At 62.3% G+C, this 26,177-nt stretch carries 31 protein-coding genes; 13 read left to right on the forward strand and 18 right to left on the reverse strand.

Going from position 1 to position 26,177, the window contains the following annotated elements:
- Nucleotides 1-10: 10 nt before the first annotated feature.
- Both LB558_RS00900 and LB558_RS00905 read right to left on the reverse strand, forming a co-directional pair.
- Nucleotides 11-508 (reverse strand): hypothetical protein, encoded by a 498-nt coding sequence (locus LB558_RS00900; RefSeq protein ID WP_224695700.1) that lies wholly within the window; start codon nucleotides 506-508, stop codon nucleotides 11-13.
- A gap of 112 nt (nucleotides 509-620) precedes the next feature.
- On the reverse strand, nucleotides 621-1,142 hold the full coding sequence (locus LB558_RS00905; RefSeq protein WP_224695701.1) for a hypothetical protein: 522 nt from the start codon (nucleotides 1,140-1,142) through the stop codon (nucleotides 621-623).
- A gap of 200 nt (nucleotides 1,143-1,342) precedes the next feature.
- Here LB558_RS00905 and LB558_RS00910 point away from each other — a divergent pair, with 200 nt between their 5' ends.
- Nucleotides 1,343-1,675 (forward strand): hypothetical protein, encoded by a 333-nt coding sequence (locus tag LB558_RS00910; RefSeq protein ID WP_224695703.1) that lies wholly within the window; start codon nucleotides 1,343-1,345, stop codon nucleotides 1,673-1,675.
- Nucleotides 1,676-1,689: 14 nt separating this feature from the next.
- Here the strand turns inward: LB558_RS00910 and LB558_RS00915 are convergent, their stop codons facing one another.
- The 10 genes from LB558_RS00915 to LB558_RS00970 all read right to left on the reverse strand — a co-directional run bounded on the left by LB558_RS00915 (nucleotide 1,690) and on the right by LB558_RS00970 (nucleotide 9,813).
- The gene (locus LB558_RS00915) at nucleotides 1,690-2,655 is read right to left on the reverse strand and encodes a DUF3592 domain-containing protein (RefSeq protein WP_224695704.1); all 966 of its coding nucleotides are present in this window, start codon (nucleotides 2,653-2,655) and stop codon (nucleotides 1,690-1,692) included.
- 118 nt (nucleotides 2,656-2,773) lie between these two features.
- Nucleotides 2,774-3,382 carry a class I SAM-dependent DNA methyltransferase gene (locus LB558_RS00920; RefSeq protein ID WP_224695705.1) on the reverse strand — a complete coding sequence of 203 codons (609 nt, stop codon included), beginning with the start codon at nucleotides 3,380-3,382 and terminating at the stop codon, nucleotides 2,774-2,776.
- Between the two features lie 301 nt (nucleotides 3,383-3,683).
- Nucleotides 3,684-4,781, reverse strand: coding sequence for a GH25 family lysozyme (locus LB558_RS00930; protein ID WP_412033426.1), 1,098 nt, complete (start codon nucleotides 4,779-4,781; stop codon nucleotides 3,684-3,686).
- A gap of 149 nt (nucleotides 4,782-4,930) precedes the next feature.
- Entirely contained in the window at nucleotides 4,931-5,719 is a 789-nt protein-coding gene (locus LB558_RS00940; protein ID WP_224695711.1) for a phosphodiester glycosidase family protein, read from the reverse strand.
- A 69-nt stretch (nucleotides 5,720-5,788) separates the two neighbouring features.
- On the reverse strand, nucleotides 5,789-6,661 hold the full coding sequence (locus LB558_RS00945; protein WP_127259726.1) for an undecaprenyl-diphosphate phosphatase: 873 nt from the start codon (nucleotides 6,659-6,661) through the stop codon (nucleotides 5,789-5,791).
- Between the two features lie 187 nt (nucleotides 6,662-6,848).
- Entirely contained in the window at nucleotides 6,849-7,046 is a 198-nt protein-coding gene (locus LB558_RS00950; RefSeq protein ID WP_013532087.1) for a hypothetical protein, read from the reverse strand.
- Between the two features lie 187 nt (nucleotides 7,047-7,233).
- Nucleotides 7,234-7,632, reverse strand: a complete 399-nt coding sequence (locus tag LB558_RS00955; protein WP_224695712.1) for a GFA family protein — start codon at nucleotides 7,630-7,632, stop codon at nucleotides 7,234-7,236.
- A 187-nt stretch (nucleotides 7,633-7,819) separates the two neighbouring features.
- A complete protein-coding gene (locus LB558_RS00960) occupies nucleotides 7,820-8,776 on the reverse strand; it encodes an alpha/beta fold hydrolase (protein WP_224695714.1) in 957 nt (318 codons plus the stop codon).
- A gap of 40 nt (nucleotides 8,777-8,816) precedes the next feature.
- Nucleotides 8,817-9,302, reverse strand: a complete 486-nt coding sequence (locus LB558_RS00965) for an SRPBCC family protein (RefSeq protein ID WP_224695715.1) — start codon at nucleotides 9,300-9,302, stop codon at nucleotides 8,817-8,819.
- A gap of 262 nt (nucleotides 9,303-9,564) precedes the next feature.
- On the reverse strand, nucleotides 9,565-9,813 hold the full coding sequence (locus LB558_RS00970) for a ParB N-terminal domain-containing protein (RefSeq protein WP_013532091.1): 249 nt from the start codon (nucleotides 9,811-9,813) through the stop codon (nucleotides 9,565-9,567).
- Between the two features lie 197 nt (nucleotides 9,814-10,010).
- Here LB558_RS00970 and LB558_RS00975 point away from each other — a divergent pair, with 197 nt between their 5' ends.
- Nucleotides 10,011-10,427: an acyl-CoA thioesterase gene (locus LB558_RS00975; RefSeq protein WP_224695717.1), complete on the forward strand. Its 417-nt coding sequence runs from the start codon at nucleotides 10,011-10,013 to the stop codon at nucleotides 10,425-10,427.
- Nucleotides 10,428-10,442: 15 nt separating this feature from the next.
- On the opposite strand, the gene LB558_RS00980 is transcribed toward LB558_RS00975, so the two are convergent.
- Nucleotides 10,443-11,402 (reverse strand): LysR family transcriptional regulator, encoded by a 960-nt coding sequence (locus tag LB558_RS00980; RefSeq protein WP_224695718.1) that lies wholly within the window; start codon nucleotides 11,400-11,402, stop codon nucleotides 10,443-10,445.
- 135 nt (nucleotides 11,403-11,537) lie between these two features.
- Here LB558_RS00980 and LB558_RS00985 point away from each other — a divergent pair, with 135 nt between their 5' ends.
- The 9 genes from LB558_RS00985 to LB558_RS01025 all read left to right on the forward strand — a co-directional run bounded on the left by LB558_RS00985 (nucleotide 11,538) and on the right by LB558_RS01025 (nucleotide 19,985).
- Nucleotides 11,538-12,320, forward strand: coding sequence for an ABC transporter substrate-binding protein (locus LB558_RS00985; protein WP_224695719.1), 783 nt, complete (start codon nucleotides 11,538-11,540; stop codon nucleotides 12,318-12,320).
- 64 nt (nucleotides 12,321-12,384) lie between these two features.
- A complete protein-coding gene (locus LB558_RS00990; RefSeq protein WP_224695721.1) occupies nucleotides 12,385-13,032 on the forward strand; it encodes an amino acid ABC transporter permease in 648 nt (215 codons plus the stop codon).
- Between the two features lie 12 nt (nucleotides 13,033-13,044).
- Nucleotides 13,045-13,704, forward strand: a complete 660-nt coding sequence (locus LB558_RS00995; protein ID WP_224695724.1) for an amino acid ABC transporter permease — start codon at nucleotides 13,045-13,047, stop codon at nucleotides 13,702-13,704.
- A complete protein-coding gene (locus LB558_RS01000) occupies nucleotides 13,701-14,465 on the forward strand; it encodes an amino acid ABC transporter ATP-binding protein (protein ID WP_318011599.1) in 765 nt (254 codons plus the stop codon). Before LB558_RS00995 ends, LB558_RS01000 begins: the two co-directional genes overlap by 4 nt.
- Nucleotides 14,466-14,473: 8 nt before the next feature.
- Complete coding sequence (locus tag LB558_RS01005; RefSeq protein WP_224695725.1) at nucleotides 14,474-16,117, forward strand: N,N-dimethylformamidase beta subunit family domain-containing protein; 1,644 nt, start codon at nucleotides 14,474-14,476, stop codon at nucleotides 16,115-16,117.
- Between the two features lies 1 nt (nucleotide 16,118).
- Nucleotides 16,119-17,498 carry an aspartate aminotransferase family protein gene (locus LB558_RS01010; protein WP_224695727.1) on the forward strand — a complete coding sequence of 460 codons (1,380 nt, stop codon included), beginning with the start codon at nucleotides 16,119-16,121 and terminating at the stop codon, nucleotides 17,496-17,498.
- Nucleotides 17,499-17,502: 4 nt separating this feature from the next.
- The gene (locus LB558_RS01015; RefSeq protein ID WP_224695729.1) at nucleotides 17,503-18,432 is read left to right on the forward strand and encodes a 3-keto-5-aminohexanoate cleavage protein; all 930 of its coding nucleotides are present in this window, start codon (nucleotides 17,503-17,505) and stop codon (nucleotides 18,430-18,432) included.
- A gap of 12 nt (nucleotides 18,433-18,444) precedes the next feature.
- Nucleotides 18,445-18,960, forward strand: a complete 516-nt coding sequence (locus LB558_RS01020; RefSeq protein WP_224696208.1) for a GNAT family N-acetyltransferase — start codon at nucleotides 18,445-18,447, stop codon at nucleotides 18,958-18,960.
- On the forward strand, nucleotides 18,957-19,985 hold the full coding sequence (locus tag LB558_RS01025) for a histone deacetylase family protein (RefSeq protein ID WP_224695730.1): 1,029 nt from the start codon (nucleotides 18,957-18,959) through the stop codon (nucleotides 19,983-19,985). Before LB558_RS01020 ends, LB558_RS01025 begins: the two co-directional genes overlap by 4 nt.
- Nucleotides 19,986-19,994: 9 nt before the next feature.
- On the opposite strand, the gene LB558_RS01030 is transcribed toward LB558_RS01025, so the two are convergent.
- The 3 genes from LB558_RS01030 to LB558_RS01040 form a co-directional block, all read right to left on the reverse strand.
- Entirely contained in the window at nucleotides 19,995-21,263 is a 1,269-nt protein-coding gene (locus LB558_RS01030) for a cysteine desulfurase-like protein (protein WP_224695731.1), read from the reverse strand.
- A gap of 41 nt (nucleotides 21,264-21,304) precedes the next feature.
- Entirely contained in the window at nucleotides 21,305-22,372 is a 1,068-nt protein-coding gene (locus LB558_RS01035) for an aldo/keto reductase (protein WP_224695733.1), read from the reverse strand.
- Between the two features lie 116 nt (nucleotides 22,373-22,488).
- A complete protein-coding gene (locus LB558_RS01040; protein ID WP_224695735.1) occupies nucleotides 22,489-22,944 on the reverse strand; it encodes a hypothetical protein in 456 nt (151 codons plus the stop codon).
- A gap of 312 nt (nucleotides 22,945-23,256) precedes the next feature.
- Between LB558_RS01040 and LB558_RS01045 the strand changes: the two genes are divergently transcribed.
- Nucleotides 23,257-23,421 (forward strand): hypothetical protein, encoded by a 165-nt coding sequence (locus LB558_RS01045; protein ID WP_224695736.1) that lies wholly within the window; start codon nucleotides 23,257-23,259, stop codon nucleotides 23,419-23,421.
- A 59-nt stretch (nucleotides 23,422-23,480) separates the two neighbouring features.
- Here the strand turns inward: LB558_RS01045 and LB558_RS01050 are convergent, their stop codons facing one another.
- The gene (locus tag LB558_RS01050; protein WP_224695737.1) at nucleotides 23,481-23,987 is read right to left on the reverse strand and encodes a DUF1993 family protein; all 507 of its coding nucleotides are present in this window, start codon (nucleotides 23,985-23,987) and stop codon (nucleotides 23,481-23,483) included.
- Nucleotides 23,988-24,125: 138 nt separating this feature from the next.
- Here LB558_RS01050 and LB558_RS01055 point away from each other — a divergent pair, with 138 nt between their 5' ends.
- Nucleotides 24,126-25,178, forward strand: coding sequence for a DUF1176 domain-containing protein (locus tag LB558_RS01055; protein WP_224695739.1), 1,053 nt, complete (start codon nucleotides 24,126-24,128; stop codon nucleotides 25,176-25,178).
- A 29-nt stretch (nucleotides 25,179-25,207) separates the two neighbouring features.
- Here LB558_RS01055 and LB558_RS01060 read toward each other — a convergent pair whose 3' ends face one another.
- Nucleotides 25,208-26,059 carry an alpha/beta hydrolase family protein gene (locus LB558_RS01060; protein ID WP_224695740.1) on the reverse strand — a complete coding sequence of 284 codons (852 nt, stop codon included), beginning with the start codon at nucleotides 26,057-26,059 and terminating at the stop codon, nucleotides 25,208-25,210.
- Nucleotides 26,060-26,177 lie beyond the last annotated feature (118 nt).

Raw genomic sequence — 26,177 nt, forward strand, 5'->3', positions numbered from 1 at the left:
AAAGCGCTTCTCACCCCCTCGGCAACACGCGTAGCGTCTGCTCGTCAAACAATGGCTCGTCCTGGCCGATGCGCACAAACAGCAAGGTGTGCCCCTCACCCGCCGGCACCTCGAAATACTGGATGCCGTCAGGCATTTCACCCCAGTCGCCGCAGGGCGGTTCGGGAACCTCGTCGGAGATGGCAAGCGCTTTCAGCTCTTTCGCATAGGCGGCGTCAGGGCTGAATGTGTAGCGGTTGACGCCGGCAGGCTCCGTGCCCTGCGTGTAAGGCGTCAGCACACAGCGGGCGCTGACGGCCTTGTCGGTCTTTTCCAGGAACAGGCGCTGCAAGGCAGCCTCTGCGGTTTCACCTGATATGATGTCGAACAGTTCGACGAGAGGATCGGCCGCGCCGCCGTCGCTGTATTTGATGGCGAGAGCGTTCCCAGCGAATTCGAAATGGATCTGGCGGAAGCCGAAGTCGCAGCGCTGCGCCCAGGCGGCCAGCCTGACATTTTTGTCAGACAACCTTTCCCAGACGCATTTATCGATGGGCGGGCGCGACGGCACCGGTTCGTCCGCCACGGCGGATATCGTCGCGGATGCAAGCAGGGCGCTGGCCCAGACGATCGATCGCATCCTATTCATCGCTGCATCCTGTCAAGGTAAAGGCATCCCATGCGGAGCCGTCTGGATTGGCATTGGCGAAGTCGGCTCCTTCGGTAAAGGCCACGCCGAAACCCGGCAAGAGCAGCCCTGTCGGCGCCGGTGTCGCTTCGCGCGAATTCAACTGCTCGGCGCCACCGCCGGTCAAGGCATAGACCTGGCCCTCCCATAGTCTGCACAGTCCGCTGCCGTCCTGCAGGCCCGCTTCGCGGTCGTCGTCGGTGCAGGTGTGGCGGATGGTGCCGAGCGGAAACGAATTCCTGCCGTTGGTCCAGGTGATGTCGGCCGGCAGGCTTGCGTCGGTGTTGGGCACACTCAGTGAAAACACCTGCGCCGTCAGCGCCGCCGGCTCGTTGGCGAGCGGCCGAAATTGCATGACGGCGCCCGAGCGCGGCTCGCGATAGGTGGCGTGGCTGAGAAGGCATTCTTTTGCGTCGGCGGCCTGCATGGGCCCGAGCAAACCGAGGACAACGATGGCCAGTGTGCGGGTGATCATTGGATGTCTCTGGGAAAGCGTTGCCCTGGGGCCGCACAGTCGCATCATCCGCGCGAAATCATAAGCGGAATCCGGAACGGCTGCGTTTGTCTGCTCCTGGACGAAAACTTATCCTGTGCCGACCCCGACAGTCTGTATGGTCAAGCGTAATGGCCGAAGGAGAAAGCCTGGTGATGCGGCGTTTGGCAATGGTGATGGCAATGTCTGCATTCGCGGGCGGCACGGCATCGGCTGCGGCGCCCTATGTAGGGGCATGGTCCAGCGACAGGCTGAACTGCAGTGCGGCCGCCGACGTCCAGCGCGAAACTGTGTTCACCGTGGATCAGGCGTCGCTTTCGCTTCCCGAGTTCGGCTGTGAGCACGCGACGTTTCGCAAAAGCCCGACCGGCTGGGTGGTGCATGCAAGCCAGTGCTACGGGTCGGACCCGTCGCTCGAGGAACCGTTCACGCGCGTCATCCATATCGTCAGGCATGGCGCCACGCTGCGGTTCACCTGGCCTGGCTTCGACAGCGGACCGCTCGTCCATTGCTGAAGGCGTCCGGCGCCTCAGAGCAGCCCGACCAGAAACGCGGCGCCGCCGAGAAAGCCAGCCGAATAGACCCACAGCAGCCAGAGCCCGCGCACCCGGCATTCGAGCACCGCCGAGCCGGGGTTGGCGGGGTCGTAGTGGACGTCGACCTTGCTGCCTTCGACATACTGCCGTGCCTGGCCGCCGACGAGGCCGGGCAGCGAAGCCGTCACTGTTCCGCCGAAGGTCACACGATCGGCGCTGTAGTGCTGGCCGTCGACGCCATAGGAGTAGACGATGCGGGATTTGAAGACCGTGCGCCAGCGTCGATAGCCTGAATGGCTTTTGAGCGCCTGCAGGCCCGAGGCGTCGATGCGGCCGGCGGTGACCGGCCATTTTGCCGCCTGCTCGGCCAACGATTTCTGGGCGAAGCCCATGCGCAGAATGAACAGGCCCATGAACAGCAGCAGCGCCCCGGCGCCGAGGTTCTGCGGCTTGGGCAGATGCGGGCCGATCGCCTCCAGCAGACCACCGACGGAAAACACCAGTATCAGCGCGCCGACCACCAGTCCGGCCGAAAGCTGGACCATGAACTTGAAGGCGCCGTCCGGCAGGGTGCGCTCGATCACGGCTTTGCTCGGATCCACGGGATTGTAGAACACGGTCACTTCCGCGCCGCGAGGAAACTGCGCAAGCGTCTCCTTGACTTCGAAATTCCCCAAATTCTCCTTCACACTGTAGCGCGAGCTTTGAAATTTCTTGCCGCCAACCTTGTATTCAAAGGTGATCGCCGGAAAATTGCGCATTTCGGTGGTGTCGGTGCTGTCCGAGCCAACGCCAGAGCGTCTCACTTCACGGGCTTCGACGCGCGACGAGATGATCTTTCCCGGTGTCGGCAGCCAGCGGCTGAGTGCCTTCACCTCTCGCCATTTTATGAAGGTGATGAACGACAGCGCGCCCGCGACCACGCAGGCAAAGCCGACAAGCATGATCTTGAGTTCCAACTCGTCTCCCCCCAGGAGTGCAGGAACCTGCACGTAGACAGCATGGCCGCGGCAATGTCTTCTATTTTCGCAAATCTAAAAAGGCTGAGCAGCGCAAACGGCAACAGCCCACTCCGCGTCATGCAGGCTTCACGGCCAGGAACGTGTTCCATTCTTCGCTATTGCGGCCGACGTTGAAATCGTCCCTGATAAGGACCAGCCCGGCGCCTTCGAGACGGGCCGCGAAGTCGTCCCTGCGCCAGTAGACCGTGTGATATTCGCCTGATGTCTCGCCGTCGCCATTGCGCATCGAGACGAGGAAGGCGCCGCCCGGCCGCAGCGACCCGGCGATCTTGGCAAGCACCTGGTCGGTCTGGCCGCGAGGCACGTGGATGAGGACGCATAGGGCCAGGACTGCGTCGTACGGGCCGCCGAGATCATCGGTGATGAGATCGAGCAACTCGGCATGCTTGCCACGCGCGGCCTGCAACTCGAGAAACCGCTTGGTCGCGTCAGTGCGCCGAACCTTGGCGCCCAAATTCTCCAGAAAGTCCGCATCGTATCCCGGTCCCGACCCGACTTCCAGAATCCGACCGCCTGTGCCCGCGATCGCCACAAGGCGCTTCAGCGACGCCTGCTCCCTCTCGTTGGGAACATGGCGCACGATGGCATCGTATTGTTCCGCATAATTCTCGTAAGCGCTGATCGTTTGACGGCCCTGTGCCAGAGCCTCCGATGACACACCCATCTTTTCCTCCCATGCGTCCATGTTGGTCAAAGAGCCTGACACTTTGCTCAGCGAATGCTGCCGAAGGAAGCGTGTCCATCGAGCAGTCCGATAATTCTCACCCGCAACATCTACAGTGCCTTGCTGGCAAAGGGTCAACTGATACAGCCATTCGAAGTCCTCGGCTCGGACGGCGACGGCTATTGGCTGGCGCACCTGGAAAGCCGCCGCAATACACCGAAGATCAAGGTGTTCCGAGACTGGTGCTGGGCCAGACCGCGGACATCAGGCAGAGCGAAGTGCGCCGGGACTGACGACCGTCTCAGTTGGCGTCGGCTACCGTCTGCCGGCCGCCGGCCCAGGCGCGCCATTGCCGTTCGTCGCCATGGAAGACATTGAGGTCTATGCGGCCGGTGACGCCGTGCGACAGGCCAGAGCCGGAATACTGCCAGAACAGCCATTTGCGGCCGGGATAGACCTTTGACGGATGCTGGGCCACGGCACGCAGCCAGAACGGATAGTCGAGGAATTCGCCCCTGAGATTGTCGCGGTAGAAATCGGGCGCGGTATAGATGATGGGCCGCTGGCCGTAATGGCGCTCCAGCCTGTCCATGAACACCTGCATCTTTTCCAGCACCTTTTCGCGCGACGGCCGCCGCTTGCAGCTGGACTCGCCATTCCACTCGACGTCGATCACCGGCGGCAGCGCGCCTTCGACCCTGGGCACGTTGCGGATGAACCAGTCCGCCTGCTCGCCCGCCGTGCGGCACCAGTAGAAGAAATGGTAGGCGCCGCGCTTCAAGCCGGCGGCGTCGGCGTTGCGCCAGTTTTTCATGAACATCGGATCGAGGTGGTCGCCACCGTCGGTCGCCTTGATGTAGGCGAAGTTGGCGCCCTGGGCGCGCAATTTGTCCCAGTTGACGTTGCCTTGCCAACGCGAGACATCGACGCCGTGCACTGCAAGGCGGCGAGGCGAAGCCTTGCCGAAATTGATCGGCTTGGCGTCGCGAAAACCGTAACGGGTGAGCGGCCCGGCAAGCATGGCCGGTGCCGCGCGGGTCAACAGCTTAGGCGGCGACACCAAGGCTGCCGGCTCGACCGGCAGCCCGCCGACATCAGGCACTTGGGGGTCAGGTACGTCGGGCGCGGCAAACACCCCCGTCTCTTCCTCCTCCGCCAAGCCGAACGGGCGCGTTTTTTCCCCCGGACCGTTGTCAGACATGGGACCCAATCCGGCCCTTGCCGCCCTGTTACCCCTTGCCGCCGGAGCAGCGGCGATCGGTGCCGGCGGCCGGATCACGGAACTGGTGGTCTCGTTGGACGGTTTCTGCAAATCCAGCGCATCGACGCCGGCCGTCGACGAGCAGCCGGCAAGGCATAGCGATGCTATCAAAAAACTGACGACGCCCGGAATCCGCATCTGGACCTGTACTCAAAACACAACAGACCGAGGGCAAAACGACAGCCGACGGACAAACCGGATCAGTTATGAATGAGAAATTACCAATAAAGTTTGAATCAATCTTTTTTCGCCCATACCGCCGTGCGGGTAAGCGCGATGGAAACCGGCTAGGATTTTCTGAAAACGCCGATCATCGGGCCGAGATTCCAGTAGTCGTCTTTGCGGCCGATGGCAGGCGCAAACAAGCTTGATATCGTGCCGTCGAGGAACAGCGCGTTGTCGCAGCCGAGCGCGTCGCGGAAAAGCCGGGCGAAGGCATGGAAGGTCACCGTGCCGTTCGAAATCGCAAAGACCGCGACGCCGTCCTTTCGCACCCCGACACCGTCGCGGGTTTTCCGCGAAGTGCCGTCAGCCTGGAATTTCGGATGCAGCTTGCCGTCGATCACCAGCATCGGCCCCGATTGCGTCGCATAGTCGACGGTCGGGCGCCTTTTCACGAAATCCCGAGTGGCACGAACCGCGGCCTTACCGTCGCGCATGTAGAAGATGCCGTTCGGCTGCAGGGAAAAATTGCCGCTTCCCGTTCCCGTTTTCGCCGAGGCCATCTCCTGGCCACGCTCGACATAGAGACCGACCGGCGCGAGGTTCGGGTGATACATGCCGGCATTGATGCCGAACAACATCGTGCGCCCGATCGCCTGTTGCGCGGCATGCAGATTGTGCAGCGACTGAAACGGCTTGCCCGCCGCATCCTTCCAGAACAGCTCGACCTGATATCGTTTCGGATCGACCTCGCAAACGAGATAGCTGGTCGCCTCGAAGGTGAAGTCCCGGCAGGGCGGCAGTGAAGCGGCCCACTGGCCAAATCCCATGCCAAATGCCGCCACCGACGGCAGTGCGCCCTTGGCCAACGCCAGCAGCAACGGCAGTGATTGCAGGAGGGTCAAAAAATCCATGTGCGTACCGGAATCGAAGTTGAGGTCTGGTACGGATATAGCCCGTTTCAAGCGATACTGTGGACTGCCTTAGACGAGCCATCCCATTGCCACGCCCAGCAGCAGAACGACACCGAGCAGGCCGCGATAGATGACGAACGGCCAGGCCGAGAAACGCTCCAGCACGTGCATCAGCCCCCATATGGCGAAGAAGGCGGAAATCGAGGCGACGACCAGCCCGACGGCAAGGACCGACCAGCCATGGGCGTCGAGATGGACCTTATGCAGTTCCCAGAGTTCCTTGAGGCCGGCGAGTGCAATCGCCGGCAACCCGAGCAGGAACGAGAAGCGCGCCGCCTCGGCCCGCTTGAAGCCGAGCCCCAGTGCCGCCGTCAGGGTCGAGCCCGAGCGCGAGACGCCGGGGACAAGCGCGCCGATCTGGGCGATACCGACGAGCAGCGCATCGGTCAGCGACGCATCGCCCATGTTGCGCCGGTGACGGGCAAAGATCTCGGCCAGCGCCAGCAGGATCGCCATTGCGATGCAGGCCCAGCCGATCACCGTCAGGCTGCGTAGCGGCGAATTGCAGGCATTGAGCAGGCCCGACAGGGCAACGCCGGCAATGACGATGGGGATCGTCGCCAGCACGATCCAGAGCGCCACCTTGAAATGCCGGTCGGCGAAATCGCGTCGCGCCAGTGCGTCGAGCGACCCAAACAGGATGTCCCTGACGTCGCTCCAGAAATAGCTGACCACCGCGGCAAGGGCCGCGAGCTGCATGGCGGCGGAGAAGGCCGAGCCAGGATCCTGCCAGCCGAGCACGGCCGGCACGATGCGCATATGGGCGGTCGAGGAAATTGGCAGCAGTTCGGTGATGCCTTGCACCACGCCGAGGAACGCCACCTTGGCGAACCCCAGGCCGACGAAGCCCGTATCCAGGCCTTGTGTGCAGATATCGGCCAAAATCGAATTCCGTGCATGAGAGATCGGAGTTGCGTGGACCGACCATCGGTCAATCCCGGGCAAGCCTTATCGTCATGGGCCGGATAATCAATTTACGGATTTGTAAGCTGGCGCGCCGAGGTGCACGCCGTTCGAAACCGGCCCACCTTGGGGCCGGCTTGAGGACACAGGGAAAATCGCAAAGCGACTACGGGCAGAGCCAGAGTTTCTGGCATGTCCTGGCGATCACATGCGCCGGCGGCACTTCGGGCTCATCCGTCGAAGGCCTGCGAGCCCGTTCGAGCAGCATGCGCACCTGTTCGGGACGCACACGATCGCGCTCCATCACAAGCAGGACCATCGGATCGCTCAAAAGCTCGTCCAGGGTGCTGATGCTGTCGTTCATCCGTCGTCTCCTCGAATGCCGTACCCGCGACCCTTAAATAGGACGACAAAGATGGCTCGCCAATGACGCTTTGCCGGCTATCTCGTGTTGATTTGGATTAAATTTTGGCCATGCTTGCGCTCTTCCCCCCGCCCTTGGCGCTGCGTGTCGATCCACTTTCTTCCACAACAAGGGGAGAAGGGAAAAATTAGCCTGGCGGAGGGGCGCCTTCGTATTTCGGCAGGCCGTCATCAAGCACCAGCCAGGGCTGCTTCGAGGCCGTGAAAATATGCATTTGCGGCTTGAAAACCGTGGGATCGTCGAGCGAACCGGTGGTGATGCCGATGATACCAGCGGAATCGCGCCGGGAAAACATCGTCGTGCCGCAGCTCGGGCAAAAGCCGCGCTTGAGATCCGGCGAAGAGTTTATAGTCGCCAGCGGCCCGTCGATCATCACGTCGTCGATGCGAAACAGGACGCGTGCGTTGAAGGCGGCGCCGATCGCCTTCTGGCAAACCCGGCAGTGGCAGACGCGTTCGTTGATGGGGGCCGCGTCCGCGCGGTAGCGCACCGCCTTGCACAGGCATCCGCCCTCATATCTTGCCATTGTCTGGATCCGCTGGTGGGAGAGAATAGGCGCGCAGGGTATCGGCGGGGCCGATTGGGTCAATTGAAAAGCTTTGATGCAACGTCATCGCTTATGCTGATGCGAGTGGGGTGAGCCATGACGCCGAAAGCCGTCATGGCCTCCACGGAGTGCCGGCTCCCCGCCAACAGCCGGCGGGCTTTGGCATTCACTCCGTTTCGCCGACGACCTCGTCCCAGGTCTTGACCTTGGTCTGGCCGTTGAGGAACGGCAGCGCCGCGGCCGTCAGCTCCGGCGCGAAGAAGGTATCGTAGTGGGTGCGGTTGGGCAGGATCGCCAGGCGGTTCTGCGACAGGTTCTCGCGCATCCAGCCGGCGTCCTTCAGCCCGCCGCCGAGCATCTGATAGAACTTGATCTCGTGTTCGGGCTTGTACATATCGCTGTCGCCATAGACCAGCATGACAGGCATCTTCAGCTTGGCGACGTCGGCCGAGTAGTCGCGGTTCTGACGCATGAAGCCGCCCAGCGCATCGAGGAGCTTCGGGAACTCCTCCGGATGCGGCGCCACCGCGACGTAGGATTTGTACATCGGCGTGTCCTTCATGAACTCAGCCGCGGCCGCGCTCACCTGTGCCTGCTGCGGACGCATCTCGTCATAGAAGCCGTCCGTGGCGTAGCCGGTCGATACCAGGACGAGGCGGCGCACCGCTTCGGGATGCTGGACGGCCATGCGGAAGGCGACGCCGCCGCCCAGCGAATAGCCCATGACATCGACCTTGTCATAGCCGAGCGCCTTGACGATGGCGGCCATGTCGTCGCCCATCGCCTCCACGGTGAATGGTCGGTCACCCAGCGCGGTGCGGCCGTGACCCTGCAGGTCGACGCCAACGACGGTGCGGTTTTCGGCAAGTTTCGGCAGGATCGGCGCGAACATATCCGTGGTGCCAAGGCCGCCATGCAGCAGAAGCAGGGGCTCGCCCTTGCCATAGATTGCATAATAATAATTCAGGCCGTCGATCGGCAGCAGGCCGGACTTTTCCGGCTTCGGCGGTGCGTTCGTTTCAGTCGTCATGGCAGGTTTTGTCTCCTCTGCATTGGTGGTGCCCGGGCAGGCAAGCAGTGCTGCGGCCGAAGCAAAAATTGCGAAAAACAGGGTTTTGAACATATCGATCTCCTCACCTGTCGATATCAAAGCGTCATGCGGATCAAAGCGTTTTGGCGAGTTCTTCGAGCTGATCGGCGCACTGTCCCCAACCCTCATGGAACCCCATCTTCTCATGCTGTTCGCGGTCGGCGACGCTCCAGTGCCTGACCCGAGCGATGTAGCGGGTCTTGCCGTTGCCCTCGTCCTCGAAGGTCAGCGCGACGGTCATGAACGGCTTTTCCGAAGGCTGCCAAGCCTCTGTGTAGGCGTCGGTGAAGACGATCTTCCTGCCGGGAACAACTTCGAGGAAGACACCTGGGTTGGGGAACTCGTTGCCGTCCGGGCCAGCCATGACGACAAGGCTCGAGCCGCCGGCGCGCACATCCATCTCGGCGCGCGGCGTCGTCCACGGCTTTGGCGAGAACCATTGCGTGATCAGTTTCGGATCGGTCCAGCAGCGATAGACGTTTTCGCGCGGCGCATCGATGATGCGGGCGAGAACCAGTTCACGGTCGTTGGTGGGGGCGATGTCGAGCTTGGTGGTCATGATGGCATCCTGCGTTTGATCTGGCTTCCGTCCCAAGGACGAGCCGATGAGCCGCAAACCGACACCGGCCGCAAAAAATGTCGACACCGTAGATTGGCCCTAGGCGTCATCAACCTTCCTCATCCACGGCGAAGCAGGAGCGCAGCGATGCGGCGCAGACCCATGGATGGCGAAGCGATGGGCGCGTTTCCGCCAAACGCCGAGGCATTCGGCTTGTCAAAGCAGCATATCTGATCGAGAAACTGGATGTTCTGTCGACGTGTCAGTGGCGCTTGGCTTGCACCAGATAGGCCTCGATCTCGGTCTCGCCGAGCCACTTTGCCGCTTCCAGCCGGTGCAGGCCTTCGACAAGGATGTGGCGCTTGCCGTCATGGCGGACCTGGATCGGCGTCTTCATGCCGTTTTCCAGGATGTCCTCGGCCAGATGGCGGACGGTCTCCGGATGCAGCGTCTTCTTGCGCGCTGTCGGCACGTAGATCTCGTCGACCTTGACCTTTTGCACTCTGAGCATGCCGACCCCCGTGGCGGAAACGCCGCCTCCCCTGAGATAGTCCGTTTGATGGAGCCGGCCAAGGGCGCGGCTAACGAATACCAAGCCCGAACGCCATTCTCGGTTCGAAGATGCCAGGGACAGCAGACCGTTTGCCTGTCGTCGCGCGTTTCGATATTGCGTCTGCGTGATCGTCGAGGGCCACGGAGCAAATCCCCATGAGCAAATCTCTCGTCACCTTTGTCGGCGTCGCTCATCCCTGGATGTGCGACGTGATGGGGCACGTGAATGTGCGTCACTACGCGGCGATGTTCGACGATGCCAGCTTCCAGCTTCTCGGCCATATCGCCGGACAGGACGATAACCAGGCATCGCAAATCGGATGGGCCGATGTGCGCACCGAAATCGACTATCGCCATGAAACAAAAGCCGGTGCGCTCATCACCATCCGCTCGCATGTCGTGAAGATCGGCCGCACCTCCATCACCTTCGAACAGGTGATGTCGGGCTCGCTCGACGGCATCGTCCGGGCATCGAGCCGGACGACCAGCGTGCGCTTCGACCTCGCCGCGCGCACCTCGGTGGCGCTGGACGAGCCGATGCGAAACCGCGCAGCCGCCTTGCTGATCGAATAGGCCTGTCTCGGCCGATCAGCCTTGGTAGATGCGGTCGTCGAGCGGTGTCTCGGCGATCAACGTCTGCAGCCCCGACAGCAGCGCCTTCTCGGCGCGGTTCATCGCCTTGTCGGGATTGACCAGCAGGAAGATGTCAATCGCCGGCGGCGCGTCGTAGGGCGGCAGCCGCCACAGCGTTCCGTCCGCCACATCGCGCCGCGCGACGTGCAGCGGCAGCGGGCCGATGCCGAGCCCGGCAACGATCATGCGCCGCACTTCTTCCAGGCTGGAGGACACGCCGACGACATCGGCGTTCAGCCGGGCTTCGCTGCGTAGCAGCGCGACCGGCCGCAACGCGTCCGAAATATGGTCGGTCTGGAACGATACCGAAGGTTGATCGCGCAGATCGGCCAGCGTCAATCCGGCTCGCCCGTAGAGCCTGTGCTGCGGACCGCAGAAGAAGCCGAAGAACTCGCGGTAGACCATCGCATATTCCAGCGCCGGATCGCGCTGGCTGACCAGGCAGATGCCGAAGGAGGCACGCCGCTCCCTGACCTGCTTGGCGACTTCGGTGCTTGCCGCGACCGAAATGGTGATGCTGGCGCGCGGGTAGTTGCGGTGGAATTCCGCCAGCGCCTGATCGAACAATGGCGAGACGACATGGCTCGCCGTCGCGATCATCACGTGACCGGTGACGTCGTCGCTGATGCCGCGCATCAACAGCGGCAACTGCGATATGGTGCCGAACACCTCGACGCTCTGCTCGTAGAGAAGCCTCCCGACCTCGGTTAATTCGAAGCGTGTTGCATCGCGCTCGACCAGCCGTCGGCCGACCCGGTCTTCCAGCCGCCGCAGCGCATTGCTGACGCTGGGCTGCTTGAGGTTCAGCCGCTCGGCAGCGCGCGTGATACTTTTCACTTCCGCGATGACGACGAACGTCCGCAGAAGGTTCCAGTCCAGATCCCAAACCAGCCGTTCGGGGCGCGGCAAAGCCATTCCTGATATCTATGCTCCCTATTCCCATTATCTATTTGCGCAATGATACCGCAAAGGCAATCATTGATGACAGGAAAGCGTCTGCACGCCTCCCAAGAACAAACCTTGTGCGCCATCCAGAGGACAGGAAGTCAGATGAACAGAGCATTTTCCGGCATCGCCATTGCGGCCCTGCTGCTTGCGTCGACCTTCACGGCCGTTTCGGCCAGGGCCGACGACCTCGAGAAGATCAAGGCGGCGGGCGAGCTGAAGATTTCCATGAGCGGTCAATATCCGCCCTTCAACTTCGTCAACGACCAGAACGAAGTCGTCGGCTTCGATGCCGATATCGGCAAGGCCATCGCCGAGCGCATCGGCGTCAAGGGCACCGTCATCACCACTGCCTGGGACGGCATCATCGCCGGGCTGCTCGCCAACAAATACGACGCTGTCGTCGGCTCGATGACGATCACACCCGAGCGCGAAAAAGTGGTCGATTTCGTCGGACCTTACTACCATGCCGGCCGCGCGGTCTTCGTCAACGAGGCGTCCAAGGTGCAGAGCCTCGACGACCTCAAGGGCAAGACCATCGGCGTGACGCTGGGCGAAACGCACGAGAAATGGGCGCGCGAAAAGGGTGGCTGGGACATCCGCACCTACAAGGGCCTGCCGGAATTGCTGCTGGAGCTGAGGGCCGGCCGCGTCGATGCCATCGTCGTCGACAACATTCCGGTCAAGATTGCCGTCAAGGAGACGGGCGAAAAGGTCCGCCAGCTCAACACGCCCGATATCGAAGGCGGCGCTGTGGCCATAGGCATCGCCATCCGCAAGGACAATCCGGAGTTGAAGGCTGCCATGCAGAAGGCTCTGGACGACATGCTGGCCGACGGCAGCTACGAAAAGATCTCGACGAAATGGGTCGGCAGTGACATCCGTTGATCCCTCCCGGCTTCAGGCGGCTAAAGCCGTCTGAGGCCGGGCCTCACTCCTGCTGGGCCGTTTCATGGACTTATCCTTGATGCAGCGTGTCTTCCCGTTCTTCGTGGAAGCCGCTTTGGTGACGATCGAGATCACGGTGCTGGCTCTTATCCTGGGTCTGGCGGCTGCTTCATTGGCCGCGGCCGCCAAGATGTCGAGGTCGGCAATCCTGCGGACCATCGGCACGCTCTATGTCAGCCTGTTTCGCGGTACGCCGTGCCTGATCCAGCTCTTCGTGCTCTATTTCGGCGGCCCGCAGATCGGCATCAATCTGGAGCCGTTCACCGCCGGCGTCATCGGCCTTGGCCTCAACATTGGCGCCTATATGGCGGAATCGATCCGTGGCGCTCTTGTGGCGGTCGATCGGGGCCAGACCGAGGCTGCCCGCACGATCGGCTTCAGCCGTTTCCAGACCTTGCGAAAGGTCGTGCTGCCGCAGGCCGCACGGCTGATGATCCGCCCGCTCGGGGTCAATACGGTCGCTTTGCTGAAGGGGTCCGCACTGGTGTCGACCATTTCGGTGGTCGAACTGACCTACACCGCCCAGCGCTTCATCGGCTCTACCTACAAGCCGTTCGAGATATTCGGCGTTGCAGCCCTGCTCTACATGATCATGGTCTACGCGGTGGCGCGGGTAGTCGACCTGCTCGACAAACGCTTTGCCATCGTCTGACCGGAGAGCACGATGCAAGGTTTGGATTTCACCGTCGTCGCGCCGTACTGGGATCTTCTGCTGATCGGCGCCTGGTGGACCGCGGTGCTGACCGTTTCGGCGGGCGCGCTCAGCTTCGTCGGCGGCATTCTGTTCGCGGTCATCGTGCTCTACGCTCCGAACATCGTCGCCTATCCCGTGCGCGCCTTTATGTGGGTGTTCATGGGCACGCCGCTGCTGTTGCAACTGTTCCTGATCTATTTCGGCCTGGTGCAGATCGGCATCGACATCCCTGCCCTTGCCGCCGGCATTGTCGGACTTGGCCTGCATTTTGCAGTCTACAACGCCGACATCATCCGCGCCGGCATCGTGGCCGTCGATGTCGGCCAGACGGAGGGCGCGCGCAGCATCGGCTTTGGCAAATGGCAGACGCTGCGCCATGTCGTGATCCCGCAAGCCATCCGCAACACCGCGCCGCCGATCGGCGGCAATCTGATCGCGCTGTTGAAGGAATCCTCGATCGTTTCGGTCATCGGCATCGCCGAGTTGGTCCATTCGGCCCAATTGGCGATCAGCGAAACGTTCCGCCCGTTCGAGTTCTACATCACGGCAGCGGCGCTCTACTACATTCTCAACCTTGTGCTCGAGGCGGCCTTGCGCCTGTTCGAAAGACATGTGGAGGCTTCCCGATGAGCACGCAGCGGCCAATGGTCGAGGTTCGCGGCGCGCGCAAATCGTTCGGCGCCGTCGAGGTCCTGAGGGGTATCGATCTGTCGGTCGACCGCGGGCAGATCGTCGCGATCATCGGTCCGAGCGGCTCCGGCAAGAGCACGCTGCTGCGCTCCATCAACCATCTGGAATCCCTGAACAGCGGAGAAGTCTGGCTCGATGGCGTGCAAGTCAACCAGCCCTTGCACGGCCAGGCTTTCGAGCGGCACATCAACAAGGTGCGCCAGCAGATGGGTATGGTGTTTCAGCACTTCAATCTGTTCCCGCATCTGACCGTGTTCGAGAACATTTCCATGGGACCGATCATCCTCAAAGGCATGGCCAAGAGCGATGCGCATGCGCTGGCGCATAGCCTCTTGTCCAAGGTCGGGCTCGCCGACAAGATCGACGCCTATCCCTCGCGACTTTCGGGCGGCCAGAAGCAGCGTGTGGCGATTGCCCGTGCGCTGGCGATGCAGCCCAAGGTGATGCTGTTTGACGAAGCCACCTCGGCGCTCGACCCGGAGCTGGTCGACGAGGTCAACGCGGTGATGAAACAGCTTGCCGCCGAACACATGACCATGCTCATCGTAACGCATGAGATGCGCTTTGCCGGCGAAGTGGCCGACAGGGTGCTGTTCATGGATGGCGGCGTTGTCGTCGAGGAAGGCCCGCCTGCCGACATGTTCCGCGCGCCGCAGAGGGAACGCACGCGCAGCTTCCTCAAGAAATATCTTTCCGCCTGAGTATGACCATGACCAGACCAAACACGGAATTCCCCGATTTCGGACTGACGCCGGAGCAGCGCCGGCACGCGGTGCGAGGCCACTATTACGAATGGCCTGGCATGGATGGCGAGCGCGGCGAGATCTGGTGCTACAGCGACCGATTTTCCTATCGCGCCGGCGAAACGGTGGCGTTGCATGTCAGTTCGACAGCTCCGACGTTCGGCATGACAATCACCCGGGATGGCGGCAGCGAAACCAAAGTGTTCGAGAAATCGGGCATCGCGGCGCGCTGGCAAGAAAGTCCGGACCAATGTTCGGCTGAAGGCTGCGGTTGGGAAGCCTCGTTCGAATTCCGTGTCGGCAACGATTGGTCGTCCGGAGCCTATCGGGTGACGCTGACCGCCGACGGCCGCGACGGCAAGCCGATCCAATCCCACCATCTGTTCATCGTGGCGCCCCTGCCCGGCAAGATGCCCGGCCGTGTGCTGCAGGTGGCGGCGACCGGAACATGGCTGGCCTACAACACCTGGGGCGGTTCCAACCACTACCAGGGCATTACCGGGCCGGACCGCAACCAGTATTCGCCCATCGTGTCGACGCAGCGTCCCTGGTGCCGCGGCTTCGTCGTGCTGCCGAAGGATGCGCCGCGCGTGCCGCTGGAAGTCGCAGTGCCGCCCAAGACCGTGCCGCGCTATCCGCATATGGAGTGGGCGCTCGCCACCGGCCATTCGAAGAAATACGCTTCGTCCGGCTGGGCCAGTTATGACAGCCACTTCTTCCGCTTCACTGAGCGGGCCGGCTATCAAGTCGATCTCGCCAGCCAGCACGATCTGCATCTCTCACCTGAGATACTCGACGGCTACGACTGCGCCGTCTTCGTCGGCCATGACGAATACTGGACCTGGGAGATGCGCGATGCCGTCGACGGATATGTCGAGCGCGGCGGCCATGCGGCGCGCTTTGCCGGCAATTTCATGTGGCAGACACGGCTCGAGGACGAGGGCCGCCGGCAGGTCTGTTACAAATATCGCTCGCGTGCCGAAGACCCGGCCTATCTTCCAGGCGGTGACGTCACCCGCGCCACCAATTCCTGGGAAGCACCGGAAATCGGCCGGCCGGGTTCGGCGACCTTCGGGCTCAATGCGACCCGCGGCCTCTATGCCGGCTGGGGCGGATGCGCACCACGCGGCGTGCGTGGCTTTCCGGTCTACCGGCCCGAGCACTGGGCCTTTGCCGGCACTGGCATCTACTATGGCGACCTGCTGGGCGCCGACAGCCATGTGTATGGCTACGAGGTCGACGGGCTCGAGTTCGAGATACGCGGCGGCCTGCCCTACCCCACGCCCGATAGCGGCGCGCCTGATGGCCTGCAGGTTCTCGCAGTCGGCATGGCATCCCAGGTCGAGGAAAGCGCCGATATCCCGATCGAGGACCAGTTCCTCACCGACGAGGATGGCCGCTTCACCGCCGAAACGCTGTTCGGCGAGGCGAGCGACGCCAATCTGGAAAAGGTCAAACGCGGTAACGGCATGATCGTCAATTTCCCACGTGGCAAGGGCGAGGTGTTCCACGCCGGAAGCTGCGAATGGGTCGCCGGCCTGCTAAGACAAGACCCGATGGTCGAGCGCGTCACAAAAAATGTCCTCGATCGTTATCTCGGAAAGCCCTGACATGTCGAAAGTCCAGACCTCCACGCAAGACACTGACGCCCGGCGAGAGTCGCATCTGTTCTATCTGTCCAGCCTGCGCCGGCCGCTGATCGACCGCGCCGAGGGCATCTATATGTGGACGCAGGACGGCCGCCGCTTCATCGACGGCTCGAGCGGCCCGATGGTCGCCAATATCGGCCATTCCAACCGCAACGTGCTGGATGCCATGAAGCGGCAGATGGACCGCGCCACCTTTGCCTACCGGTTGCATTTCGAAAACGAACCGGCGGAGGAGCTGGCGCGGGAACTCGCCGGCAAGCTGCCGGAAGGCATGGACCGCATCTTCTTCGTCTCGGGCGGCTCGGAAGCGGCGGAATCCTGCATCAAGCTGGCGCGGCAATGGGCGGTCGCCACCGGCCAGGCCAGCCGCTGGAAGGTGATCACGCGCTTCCCCTCCTATCATGGCGGCACGCTGGGTTCGCTCTCGATCACCGGCGACGATGCGCTGGCCGAAACGTTCGAGCCGATGATGCGGGTGATGCCGACCGTGCCGGCGCCGAATGCCTGGCGCGACCGCGACAATCTTTCGATGGAACAGCGCGGCATCCGCTATGCCGACATGCTGGAGGAGAAGATCCTGGCCGAAGGCCCCGAGAGCGTGGTGGCCTTCATCATGGAGCCGATCGGGGGTGCGGCGACCGCGGCGCTGGTAGCGCCCGACAGCTACTATGCGCGCATCCGCGAGATCTGCGACCGCTACGGCATCCTGCTCATCCATGACGAAGTGATGAGCGGTGCCGGCCGCACCGGCAAATTCCTCGGCGGCGACCACTGGAACTGCAAGCCCGACATCGTCGCGCTGTCCAAGGGACTGGGTTCGGGCTATGCGCCGCTTGGCGCGCTCGCCGCATCGATGCGGCTGGTGCAACCGCTGCTCGACTCGGGTGGCTTCCAGCACGGCCATACCTATGCCGGCAACCCGCTGGCCTGCGCCGCCGGCCTTGCCGTGCTCGGTGAAATGGACCGGCTCGACCTGATCGCCAATGCGACTGCCATGGGTGACGCGCTGATGGACGGGCTGAAGGGGCTGGCGAAGCGGTTTCCGTTCATCGCCGACGTGCGCGGCAAGGGCCTGCTGACCGGCGCCCAGATGGTTGCCGATCCCGAGACGCTCCGGCCGATCGACCAGAACAAGAAAGCCACGCAGCGGCTGCTCGACCTCGCCTATGAGCGCGGGCTGATCATCTATGGTCGCAGGGTCAAGGGCGGCATCGATGGCGACAATTTCATGGTTGCGCCGCCGATGATCGTTACCAGGGAGCAGGTCGGCGAGATCGTCTCCATCATCGGCGACTCGCTGGACGTTCTCGCCTCCGAGCTCGACCTGCCGGTCGAAGGGTAAACGCATGGCCTCGCGAAAAGTCATCATCACCTGCGCCGTCACCGGCTCGGTGCACACGCCGTCAATGTCGCCCTATCTGCCGGTGACGCCGGACCAGATCGCCACTGAGGCGGTCGCCGCGGCAGAAGCCGGCGCTTCGATCCTGCATCTGCACGCCCGTGACCCCAGAGATGGCCGCCCGACCGCCGATCCGGACGTCTACATGCAGTTCCTGCCGCGCATCAAACAGGCGACCGATGCGGTGATCAACATCACCACCGGCGGCTCATCGCTGATGACGCTGGACCAGCGGCTAGCAGCCCCTTTGCGTGCCGAGCCCGAAATGTGCTCGCTCAACATGGGGTCGATGAATTTCGCGCTGTTTCCGATGCTCGACAAGCCACGGGAATGGCAGCACGAGTGGGAACCCAAGCTGCTCGAAGCGACGCGCGACACCATCTTCAAGAACACCTTTGCCGACATGGAGGGGGTGCTTGAGAGGCTGGGCAAGGGGTGCGGCACGCGCTTCGAATTCGAATGCTACGATGTCGGCCATCTCTATTCGCTGGCGCATTTCCGCGACCGGGGGCTGGTGTCGGGGCCATTGTTCATCCAGTTCGTGCTGGGCATATTGGGCGGCATCGGCGCCGACCCGGACAATCTCGTCCACATGAAGCGGATCGCCGACAAATTGTTCGGCGACAGCTACCAGTTCTCGGTGCTGGCCGCCGGCCGCCAGCAGATGCCGCTGATCTCGATCGCCGCGGCCATGGGCGGCAATGTCCGTGTCGGGCTGGAAGACAGCCTCTACGATGGCCGACAGCTGGCGAAATCCAATGCCGATCAGGTGCGTCGCATCCGTGGCATTCTCGAAGGGCTGTCGCTGGAGGTTGCAACGCCAACCGAAGCGCGCGACATGCTGGCCCTCAAGGGCGGCGACCGGGTGGCGTTTTGAGACACGACCGTGATGAATCCAACAGCCAATGACGTGCTGATACGCCCCGGACGGATCGAAGACGTCGAAACCATCCACGCCGCGATCCTGAAACTCGGCACGCACATCGGTGCGCCCGAGGAGATCATTTCGACAGCAGATGATCTGCGCACTTACGGCTTTGGCGAAAAGCCCGCCTTCTCCACCCTGATCGCCGAGGTCGGCGGCGAATTTGCCGGCCTGTGCCTGCATTTTCCGATCTTTTCGACCTGGATGGGACGGCCCGGCGTCTATGTGCAGGACCTCTATGTCGAGGACCGCTTTCGCGGCCGCAAGATCGGCGAACGGCTGCTGCGGCACGTTGCGGCACAGTGCCGGCAGGAAGGCGGCGTCTATCTCAGGCTATCCGTCGACACCGACAATGAAAGTGCCAAGGCTTTCTACGAGAGGCTGGGCATCGCCTGGTCGAGCTACGAACAGACCCAGAAAATCATCGGCGAGGCGTTCTTTGCCTTCGCCGACGCACCGGAAAACGGGGAGCAGGAATGAAAGCCTTCTATGCCGAGGAACAGAAGCGCCACGACCCCAAGGCCTTCCTTTCGAGCGGCGCAGCACAACCCAATCCGGAAAAGCCGGAGCGCGTCGAGAGATTGTTAGCCGGCGCATTATCGGCGGGTTGCACGATCGAGCGGCCTCGCAATCATGGGCTCGGCCCGGTCGCGGCGGTGCACACGCCGGAATATCTGGATTTCCTCGAGCATATCTACACGCGCTGGCAGCGCATCGAAGGCGCATCGGCTGAAGTGATTCCCAACATCCATCCGATTGCGCGCAATGGTTCCTATCCTGCCTCGGCGGTCGGCCAGGCCGGCTATCACATGGCCGACACGGCTTGCCCGATCTCGGGCGAAACATGGCAGAGCGCGCTGTGGAGCGCCTGGAGCGCGGTCGATGCGGCCGAGACTGTAATGTCAGGCGCCCCGACCGCCTATGCGCTGTGCCGCCCGCCCGGCCACCATGCGTTTGCCGATGTCGCCGGCGGCTTCTGCTTCATCAACAACTCCGCGGTCGCAGCTCAGGTTCTGCGCAAACAGGCTTCGCGTGTGGCGATCCTCGATGTCGACCTCCATCACGGCAACGGCACGCAGGGCATCTTCTATGCACGGCCGGATGTGCTGACCGTCTCGGTGCATGCCGATCCCGTGCGCTTCTATCCGTTCTTCTGGGGCCATGCCGACGAGCGCGGCGAAGGGCCGGGCCTCGGCTATAATTTCAACCTGCCTTTGCCGCGCAAATCCGCCGACGCGGCGTTTCTCGAAGCGCTCGATGTGGCGTTCCAGCGCATCCGTGCCTTTTCGCCGGACGCGCTGGTCGTGGCGCTCGGCCTCGACGCGTTCGAGGGCGATCCGTTCGGCGGACTTTCGGTGACGACGCCTGGCTTCTCGCGCATCGGCGAGGCCATCGCAAAGCTCGGCCTGCCGACGGTCATCGTCCAGGAGGGCGGCTACCTCTGCGACGAACTCGGCGACAATCTCACTGCGTTCCTCACCGGCTTCGGCGGCAAGACGCGGTGAATGCCAGCGTCAGGAGCGTTGCTGCCTGAGCATGGCGATGACCCGATGCACGCTCTCCAGCGTCTCGTCGATTTCGGCTGTCGTGTTGTAGTGGGCAATGCCGATGCGCACGACGCCATGCTCGGCCGGAATGCCGAGCTGGTGGACGATCTCCCAGGCGTAATTGTGCCCCGACCACAGGAAGATGTTCTCGGCGTTCATCTGCCGAACGATCGTTTCCGGCACAATGCCGTCGACGGTGAAGGAAACCGTCGGCACACGCTCGCCAAGCCGCTTCGGATCGGTGATGCCATGGATCGTCAGACCTGAGATGTCGGAGAGGCCGTCGATCAGCTGTTGCGCCAGCGGGTTTTCATAGGCGATCGAGACTTCGAACGCTCTGGCAATCTTCGGCCTTCTTGAACCGCCCTCGCCCGCTGCCGCGCCAAGGTCGGCAAAGTAATCGACCGCGGCGGTGAGACCGGCCATCAGCTCGATCTGCGGTGTGCCGAGTTCGAACCGCTCCGGCAGACCATTGGACGAGCAGCGGCATTTGTAGGGTTTCAGGCCGTCGATGACGTCACGCCGACCCCACAAAATGCCCATATGCGGACCGAAGAATTTGTAGGCCGAGCAGATCAGGAAATCGCAACCGAGCTCCTGCACGTCGATCAGGCCGTGAGGCGCGAATTGGACGGCATCGACATAGACAAGCGAGCCGGCATTCCTGGCTATCGCAGTCAGCGCCTTCACCCGGTTGATCGAGCCGGTCAAATTGCTGGCGTAGTTCAACGCGACGAGCCGTGTCTTGTCTGAAAGCAGAGCAGCCAGCGTCGCCTCTTCGACCTGCCAGCTCTTTTCATCGAAAGGTAGCCAGCGTACGACGAGGCCGAGGTCCTCGGCCAGCTGCAGCCAGGGCGATACGTTGCCTTCATGGTCCATGCGGGTGAGGATGATCTCGTCGCCGGGCTGCATCGTGCGGCCGAGTGTGCGTGACATGTGATAGGTCAGCGTCGTCATGTTGGCGCCGATGATGATTTCCTCGGGGCTTGCGGCGCCGAGGAAATCGGCCATCGCCTGATGCGCCTCGTCGACGACAACTTGCGCCGCAATCGTCGTTTCGAAATAGCCGCCAAGGTTGGCGTTGGTAGTCAAGAGACAACGCGACACCGCGTCCGCCACTGCCTGTGGCACCTGCGTGCCGGCAGGGTTGTCGAGATAAATGCGGCGGCGACCCTTGTCGGTCAGGGAGAGAGCGGGAAATTTTCCCCGGATAGCCTCGATCGGAAAATTCACCATTGTCTCCACCCTTTTGTCATTTCTGGATCATTCCAGGCCAATCAAGGACAGGGATTGCCGACCCGCTGGTGGATCGCATCCACTGCCTTCTGCATTTCGTCGGTCCAGGTGACGTCGACAGAAGACAGCGCCATGTCGAGCTGCGAAAGCGTCGTTGCGCCGACGATGTTGGAGGTTACGAACGGCCGGCTCGAGACATAGGCATTGGCAAACAATGCCGGCTCCAGGCCAAAGGAGCGCGCCAGCTCATTGTATTCAAGTTGTGCTTCGGCGGCACCTGGCGTCTCGTAGCGCTGGCCGCGATTGAACAACTGCGTGCGCGAGCCCTGAGGCCGCGCGCCGTGGTCGTACTTGCCGGTGAGATAGCCCTGTGCCAGCGGCGAATAGGGCAGCAGCGACACTTGCTCGCGCTCGCAGACCTCGGCGAGGTTCACTTCAAAGGTGCGGTTGACGAGATTGTAGGCGTTCTGGATCGACGCGACGCGCGGACCGATCCCTTTGTCAGCCTCCGCAAGGAAGCGCATCACGCCCCAGGAACTCTCGTTTGACAGGCCGAAATGGCGGATCTTTCCCGCCTTCACCAACTCATCGAACACGGCAAGCGTCTCGGCGACCGGCGTTTCGTCGGCCGGCGCGCCGACAGAATCGGCGCGTGGCGATAGGGCGCCGACGCGCGTTGGGTTGGCGCCCCAGGGAATGTCCCGTTCCGGCCAATGGATCTGGTAGAGGTCGATATAGTCGGTGCCGAGCTTGGCCAGCGACTTGTCGATGGCATCAAAGATATCGGCGCGCACCAGTTGCGATGGCCTGTCGCCGCGAAACCAGCTGTTGGCCGTGCGGCCGACGACCTTCGAGGCCAGGATCACCTTGTCGCGGTTGCCCTTGGCTTTCATCCAGCTGCCGATGATCTTTTCGGTCCGCCCTTGCGTCTCCGCCTTGGGCGGGATCGGATAGAGCTCGGCGGTGTCGATGAAATTGACGCCGCGCGAGAAAGCCAAGTCCATCTGGGCGTGGCCTTCGGCCTCGGTGTTCTGCTGGCCCCAAGTCATGGAGCCCAGGCAGATCTGGGTCACAAGAAGATCGGTCCGACCGAGACGGCGTTTGTGCATGGAATTCGGCTCCGGAGGAAGGCTGGCGCGACTGCGCGGGAGGAAGCCGCATCTATAGGGAAAGCAGAGGCGCTCTCCAAGCCTCGGCAGATCGACTTTTGCGTGAACCAGTGGCGTTAGCGGCGAGCACCGGCCAGTGCACGGCGCTTGGCCTCGTCGATCAGCATGTTGGCCACTTGCATGCGGATCATGGCGCGCTGGCGCAGATGCGGGGCGACGCGGTCGGGATGGTTGGCAAAGGCAAAGCTGCGGCGCATGCGACCGAAATCGGCGACCTGCTTGGGCTGATTGAGGCCGAGTTCGACGGCGATGGCTTCGGGATCGATCGGCGGCAGTTTCTCCTCGGGCTTTGGCTCTTCGCCGGAGAGAGCCAGCTTGGCATGATCGAGCAAGGCGGCGAATTCAGTCGCCAAATCCGTGCCCGCCTCGCGATATTCGGCAGCGGAAACCCTGATGCGGCCGGAATGGAGTTCATCGGCCACCGAGAGATAGTCGAACGGGATGGATGGGCGAGCGCCGGCCTCTTCGCCCTCGCCATTCTTATCGGGGGCGATGAAGAGGTCGTCGAGCAACGAAGCGAAATCCCGCTTGGCGCCAGTAGCGATGTCAGCCTCCCCCTCGCCCGACCATTCGGGTATCGAAGCATAGAACCGGCTCGTTAAAAATGCATGGCACCGATCGTAACGACTTTAGCCGTCGAGGAAAAACCGGCCACGTAGCCAGCATTCGAGGCTACGATGCGCGTCGGCCAAAAGTTTCATCCGGTTGCAGAAAATAGCGAAAAAAATTCACCAAGACATGGCAGGTATGCAAATGCTGCACTGCACAATTGTCACGATTCACCTATATTGGCGGCTGTGGAGGACCAATTTGGGGCTTGAATCATGGGTTTCTTCGCTGAAATGTTCGCCCGGCCTCGGCCGCAGGAACACCTGAGATACCGCTCGGCGCTCGCGCTGCTTCATTCGATGAGCAATGCCGACCGCGCCGACATCGGGATCAAGCCGGCCGACTTCCCCCGCATCGCCCGCGAAATGTCCGTTCGCTAGCTACACCCGGTGTTCAGGATGTCCCGGATCGGTCCGGGACATCTCCAAAAACCAATTCCTTAGCGCGATCCCAGGAACGTCGCCTTGCCCAACGGCACGCCGTTGTGGCGAAGGATGTCGTAGGCGGTGGTGAGATGGAAATAGAAATTGGGCATGGCCACATGCAGCAGATACTGCAGGCCGGACATCGAACTTTCCCGTCCGCCAAGCTTCAGCTCGATGATCTTGTCGTCGGAGCCGTCGAACTCGGCAGCGGAAAATGTCGCGAGAAGGTCGAGCGTCTTCGTGATGCGAGCCTGGATATCGGCAAAACTCGCCTCATTGTCGTCGTATTTCGGCACTTCGCGCCCGGCGAGCCGTGACGGCGCGCCCTTGGCATGATCGGTGGCGATCTGCACCTGCCTGGTCAAGGCGAACATGTCTGGCGCCAGCCGCGCCGTCAGAAAAACCTGCGGGTCTATATTGCGGTCAAGCGCATTCTGTTCCGCGGTCGCAAGCACATTGGAAAGCGCTTTCAGCCTGGCTGAAAAGACCGGCACGGATGCCTCATACATCGATATCGTCACGTCAAATCTCCTGCCCGGCCGAACGCCGGCGGACGCGACGTAGCGCCTTCGCGCGCGATTCTTCAAGACCGTCGACCCTGCGTCACCACGTTGCCGCAATCGCCGTCGTAGAATCCTCTTATCGAGCGGAGGTTCCCGATGAGACGCGCCCTTTTCGCAGCGACTGCCTTTCTCTCCCTTGCACCGATCGGCCAGACGGTATTGGCCGCCGACGATGCCTCCAAAGCGCCCTATGTCGACGATCGGTCGAGCGCCGATGCTGTTGTGCGTTCGCTCTACAGCGCCATCAGCCGGCACGAATTCGCCCGCGCCTGGGGGTATTTCGGCGATACAAAGCCAGCAAAGGATTTCGACAGTTTCGTCAAGGGCTATGACGGCACCGACAAGGTCGAGGTCTTGACCGGGGCTGTCTCAGACGAAGGTGCGGCCGGCAGCATTTTCTACAACGTCCCCGTCGCCATCCGCGCCACCGACAAGAGCGGCGGCGAAAAGGTCTTTGCCGGCTGCTATACGCTGCGCCAGGTGAATGCCCAGATCCAGGCGGAGCCACCTTTCGATCCGATCCATATCGAAAAAGGCGCGCTGAAACCCTCCACCGCCGGTTTCGAGGAAGCGCTGCCGCCAAGCTGCGGCGACGGGCCGCCGCCACCGAAGAAGGACACCGCGCTGGAGCAGGCCAGGAAGGCGTTTCTGGCAACCTATGGCGGCCAGTGCGACAAACAGTTCCTGGCCGACGAGCCGACGGTCTTTTCAATCAAATACAAGGACAAGGACGCGCAGCCCGGCGACCCCGACAAGGAGACGCGGCTGTTCCATTTTTCCTGCTCGGCCGCCGCCTACAATGAAAGCTCGGTCTACTACATGACCGACGAGATGTCGGCCGTGCAGCAATTGCAATTCGCCGAACCCAAGATGGACATCCGCTACGAGAACAATGACACCAACGGCAAATTGCTTGGCATGAGCATCGTCGGTTTCCAGACGTCCGGCTGGGCGGTTAATTCCGACTATGACGAGACCACTCAGACGATCACCACGTTCAACAAGTGGCGCGGGGTCGGCGATGCTTCCGACGCCGGCACGTATCTGTTTCGCAACGGCAATTTCTCGCTGGTCCAGTACGACGTCGATGCATCCTATGACGGCGAGCAAAACCCCGAGACTGTCGTCGACTACAACACTGCGCCTTGAGCATCACACGGGCTTGCAGGCAGCGCCGGTCACGGCGACTTCGACAGCATCCAGTTGAGCGTGCCGCGCCAGTCGGTCATGCGGATCGGCGTGCCATGGGTGCCTGACTCGAAACGAACGAAATGGGTCGGGTAAGTCTTCGATTTGGCCAGGATCGAGCGAAAGAATGCTTCCTGATTTGCCACTGGGAAGACCACGTCGTGACTGCCCTGGCCAAAAAAGACCGGCACACGGCGCTTGAAAGCAGGGCTGGCGAAGAAGCTCTCATCCCACAGCGAGCCGAGCAGCAGCAGGCCGCTGATGCGGCCGCCCATGTCCTTGCGCGCGGCAAGCTTCCAGCACAGCGCGCCGCCCATCGAGCCGCAGGCGACGAAGATCTTCGCGCCTGGAGATTGTTCGGCATAGTGACCGATCAGCGCTGCCACCTGCGCTGCTCCCCTGTCGCCGAAATCGGTAAAATCCGGGCTGAGATAGAGGCCGCCATTGCCGGCCATCAGGTTCTTGAGCCGGTTGAAATTCCCGCCGAAGGTGAAGTCGTCGACACCCTGCTTGCGGCTGCCGCCCTGCCCGTGCAGGTAAAGCACGATGATGCCGGCGCCCTCGGTCTTGCCGACGGCGACATGCCTGACATCGCCGGCGTCGGTTTTCAGCAACAGATCCTGCTGCACCTTGCGCACGCTGGTGTCGGTATATTGGGCGTTTACCCGGCGCTCGGGCACCTGGTCACGCTGGTTGATGTCACGCATCTCGCGGTAATCGATGACCGTGTAGGCGCCGTTGGTGTCGGACGACAGCGTGGCCGGATAGGCGAAGAGATCGTCCTTGAAGGGTTTTAAGGACAACGTGTCGGCGTTGGCGGCCGAAGAAAACAAGAAAAGCATGGCTGTGATGACTGCGCGGCACGCCCCCCTCTGGCCTTCCGGCCATCTCCCCCTCAAGGGGGGAGATTGGATGCGCCTTCGGCTTTCGCCAATCTCCAAAGCAAGATGGACGCCGCCA

This window comes from Mesorhizobium sp. CO1-1-8, from assembly GCF_020164875.1.
In the GTDB taxonomy this organism is placed as follows: Bacteria; Pseudomonadota; Alphaproteobacteria; order Rhizobiales; family Rhizobiaceae; genus Mesorhizobium.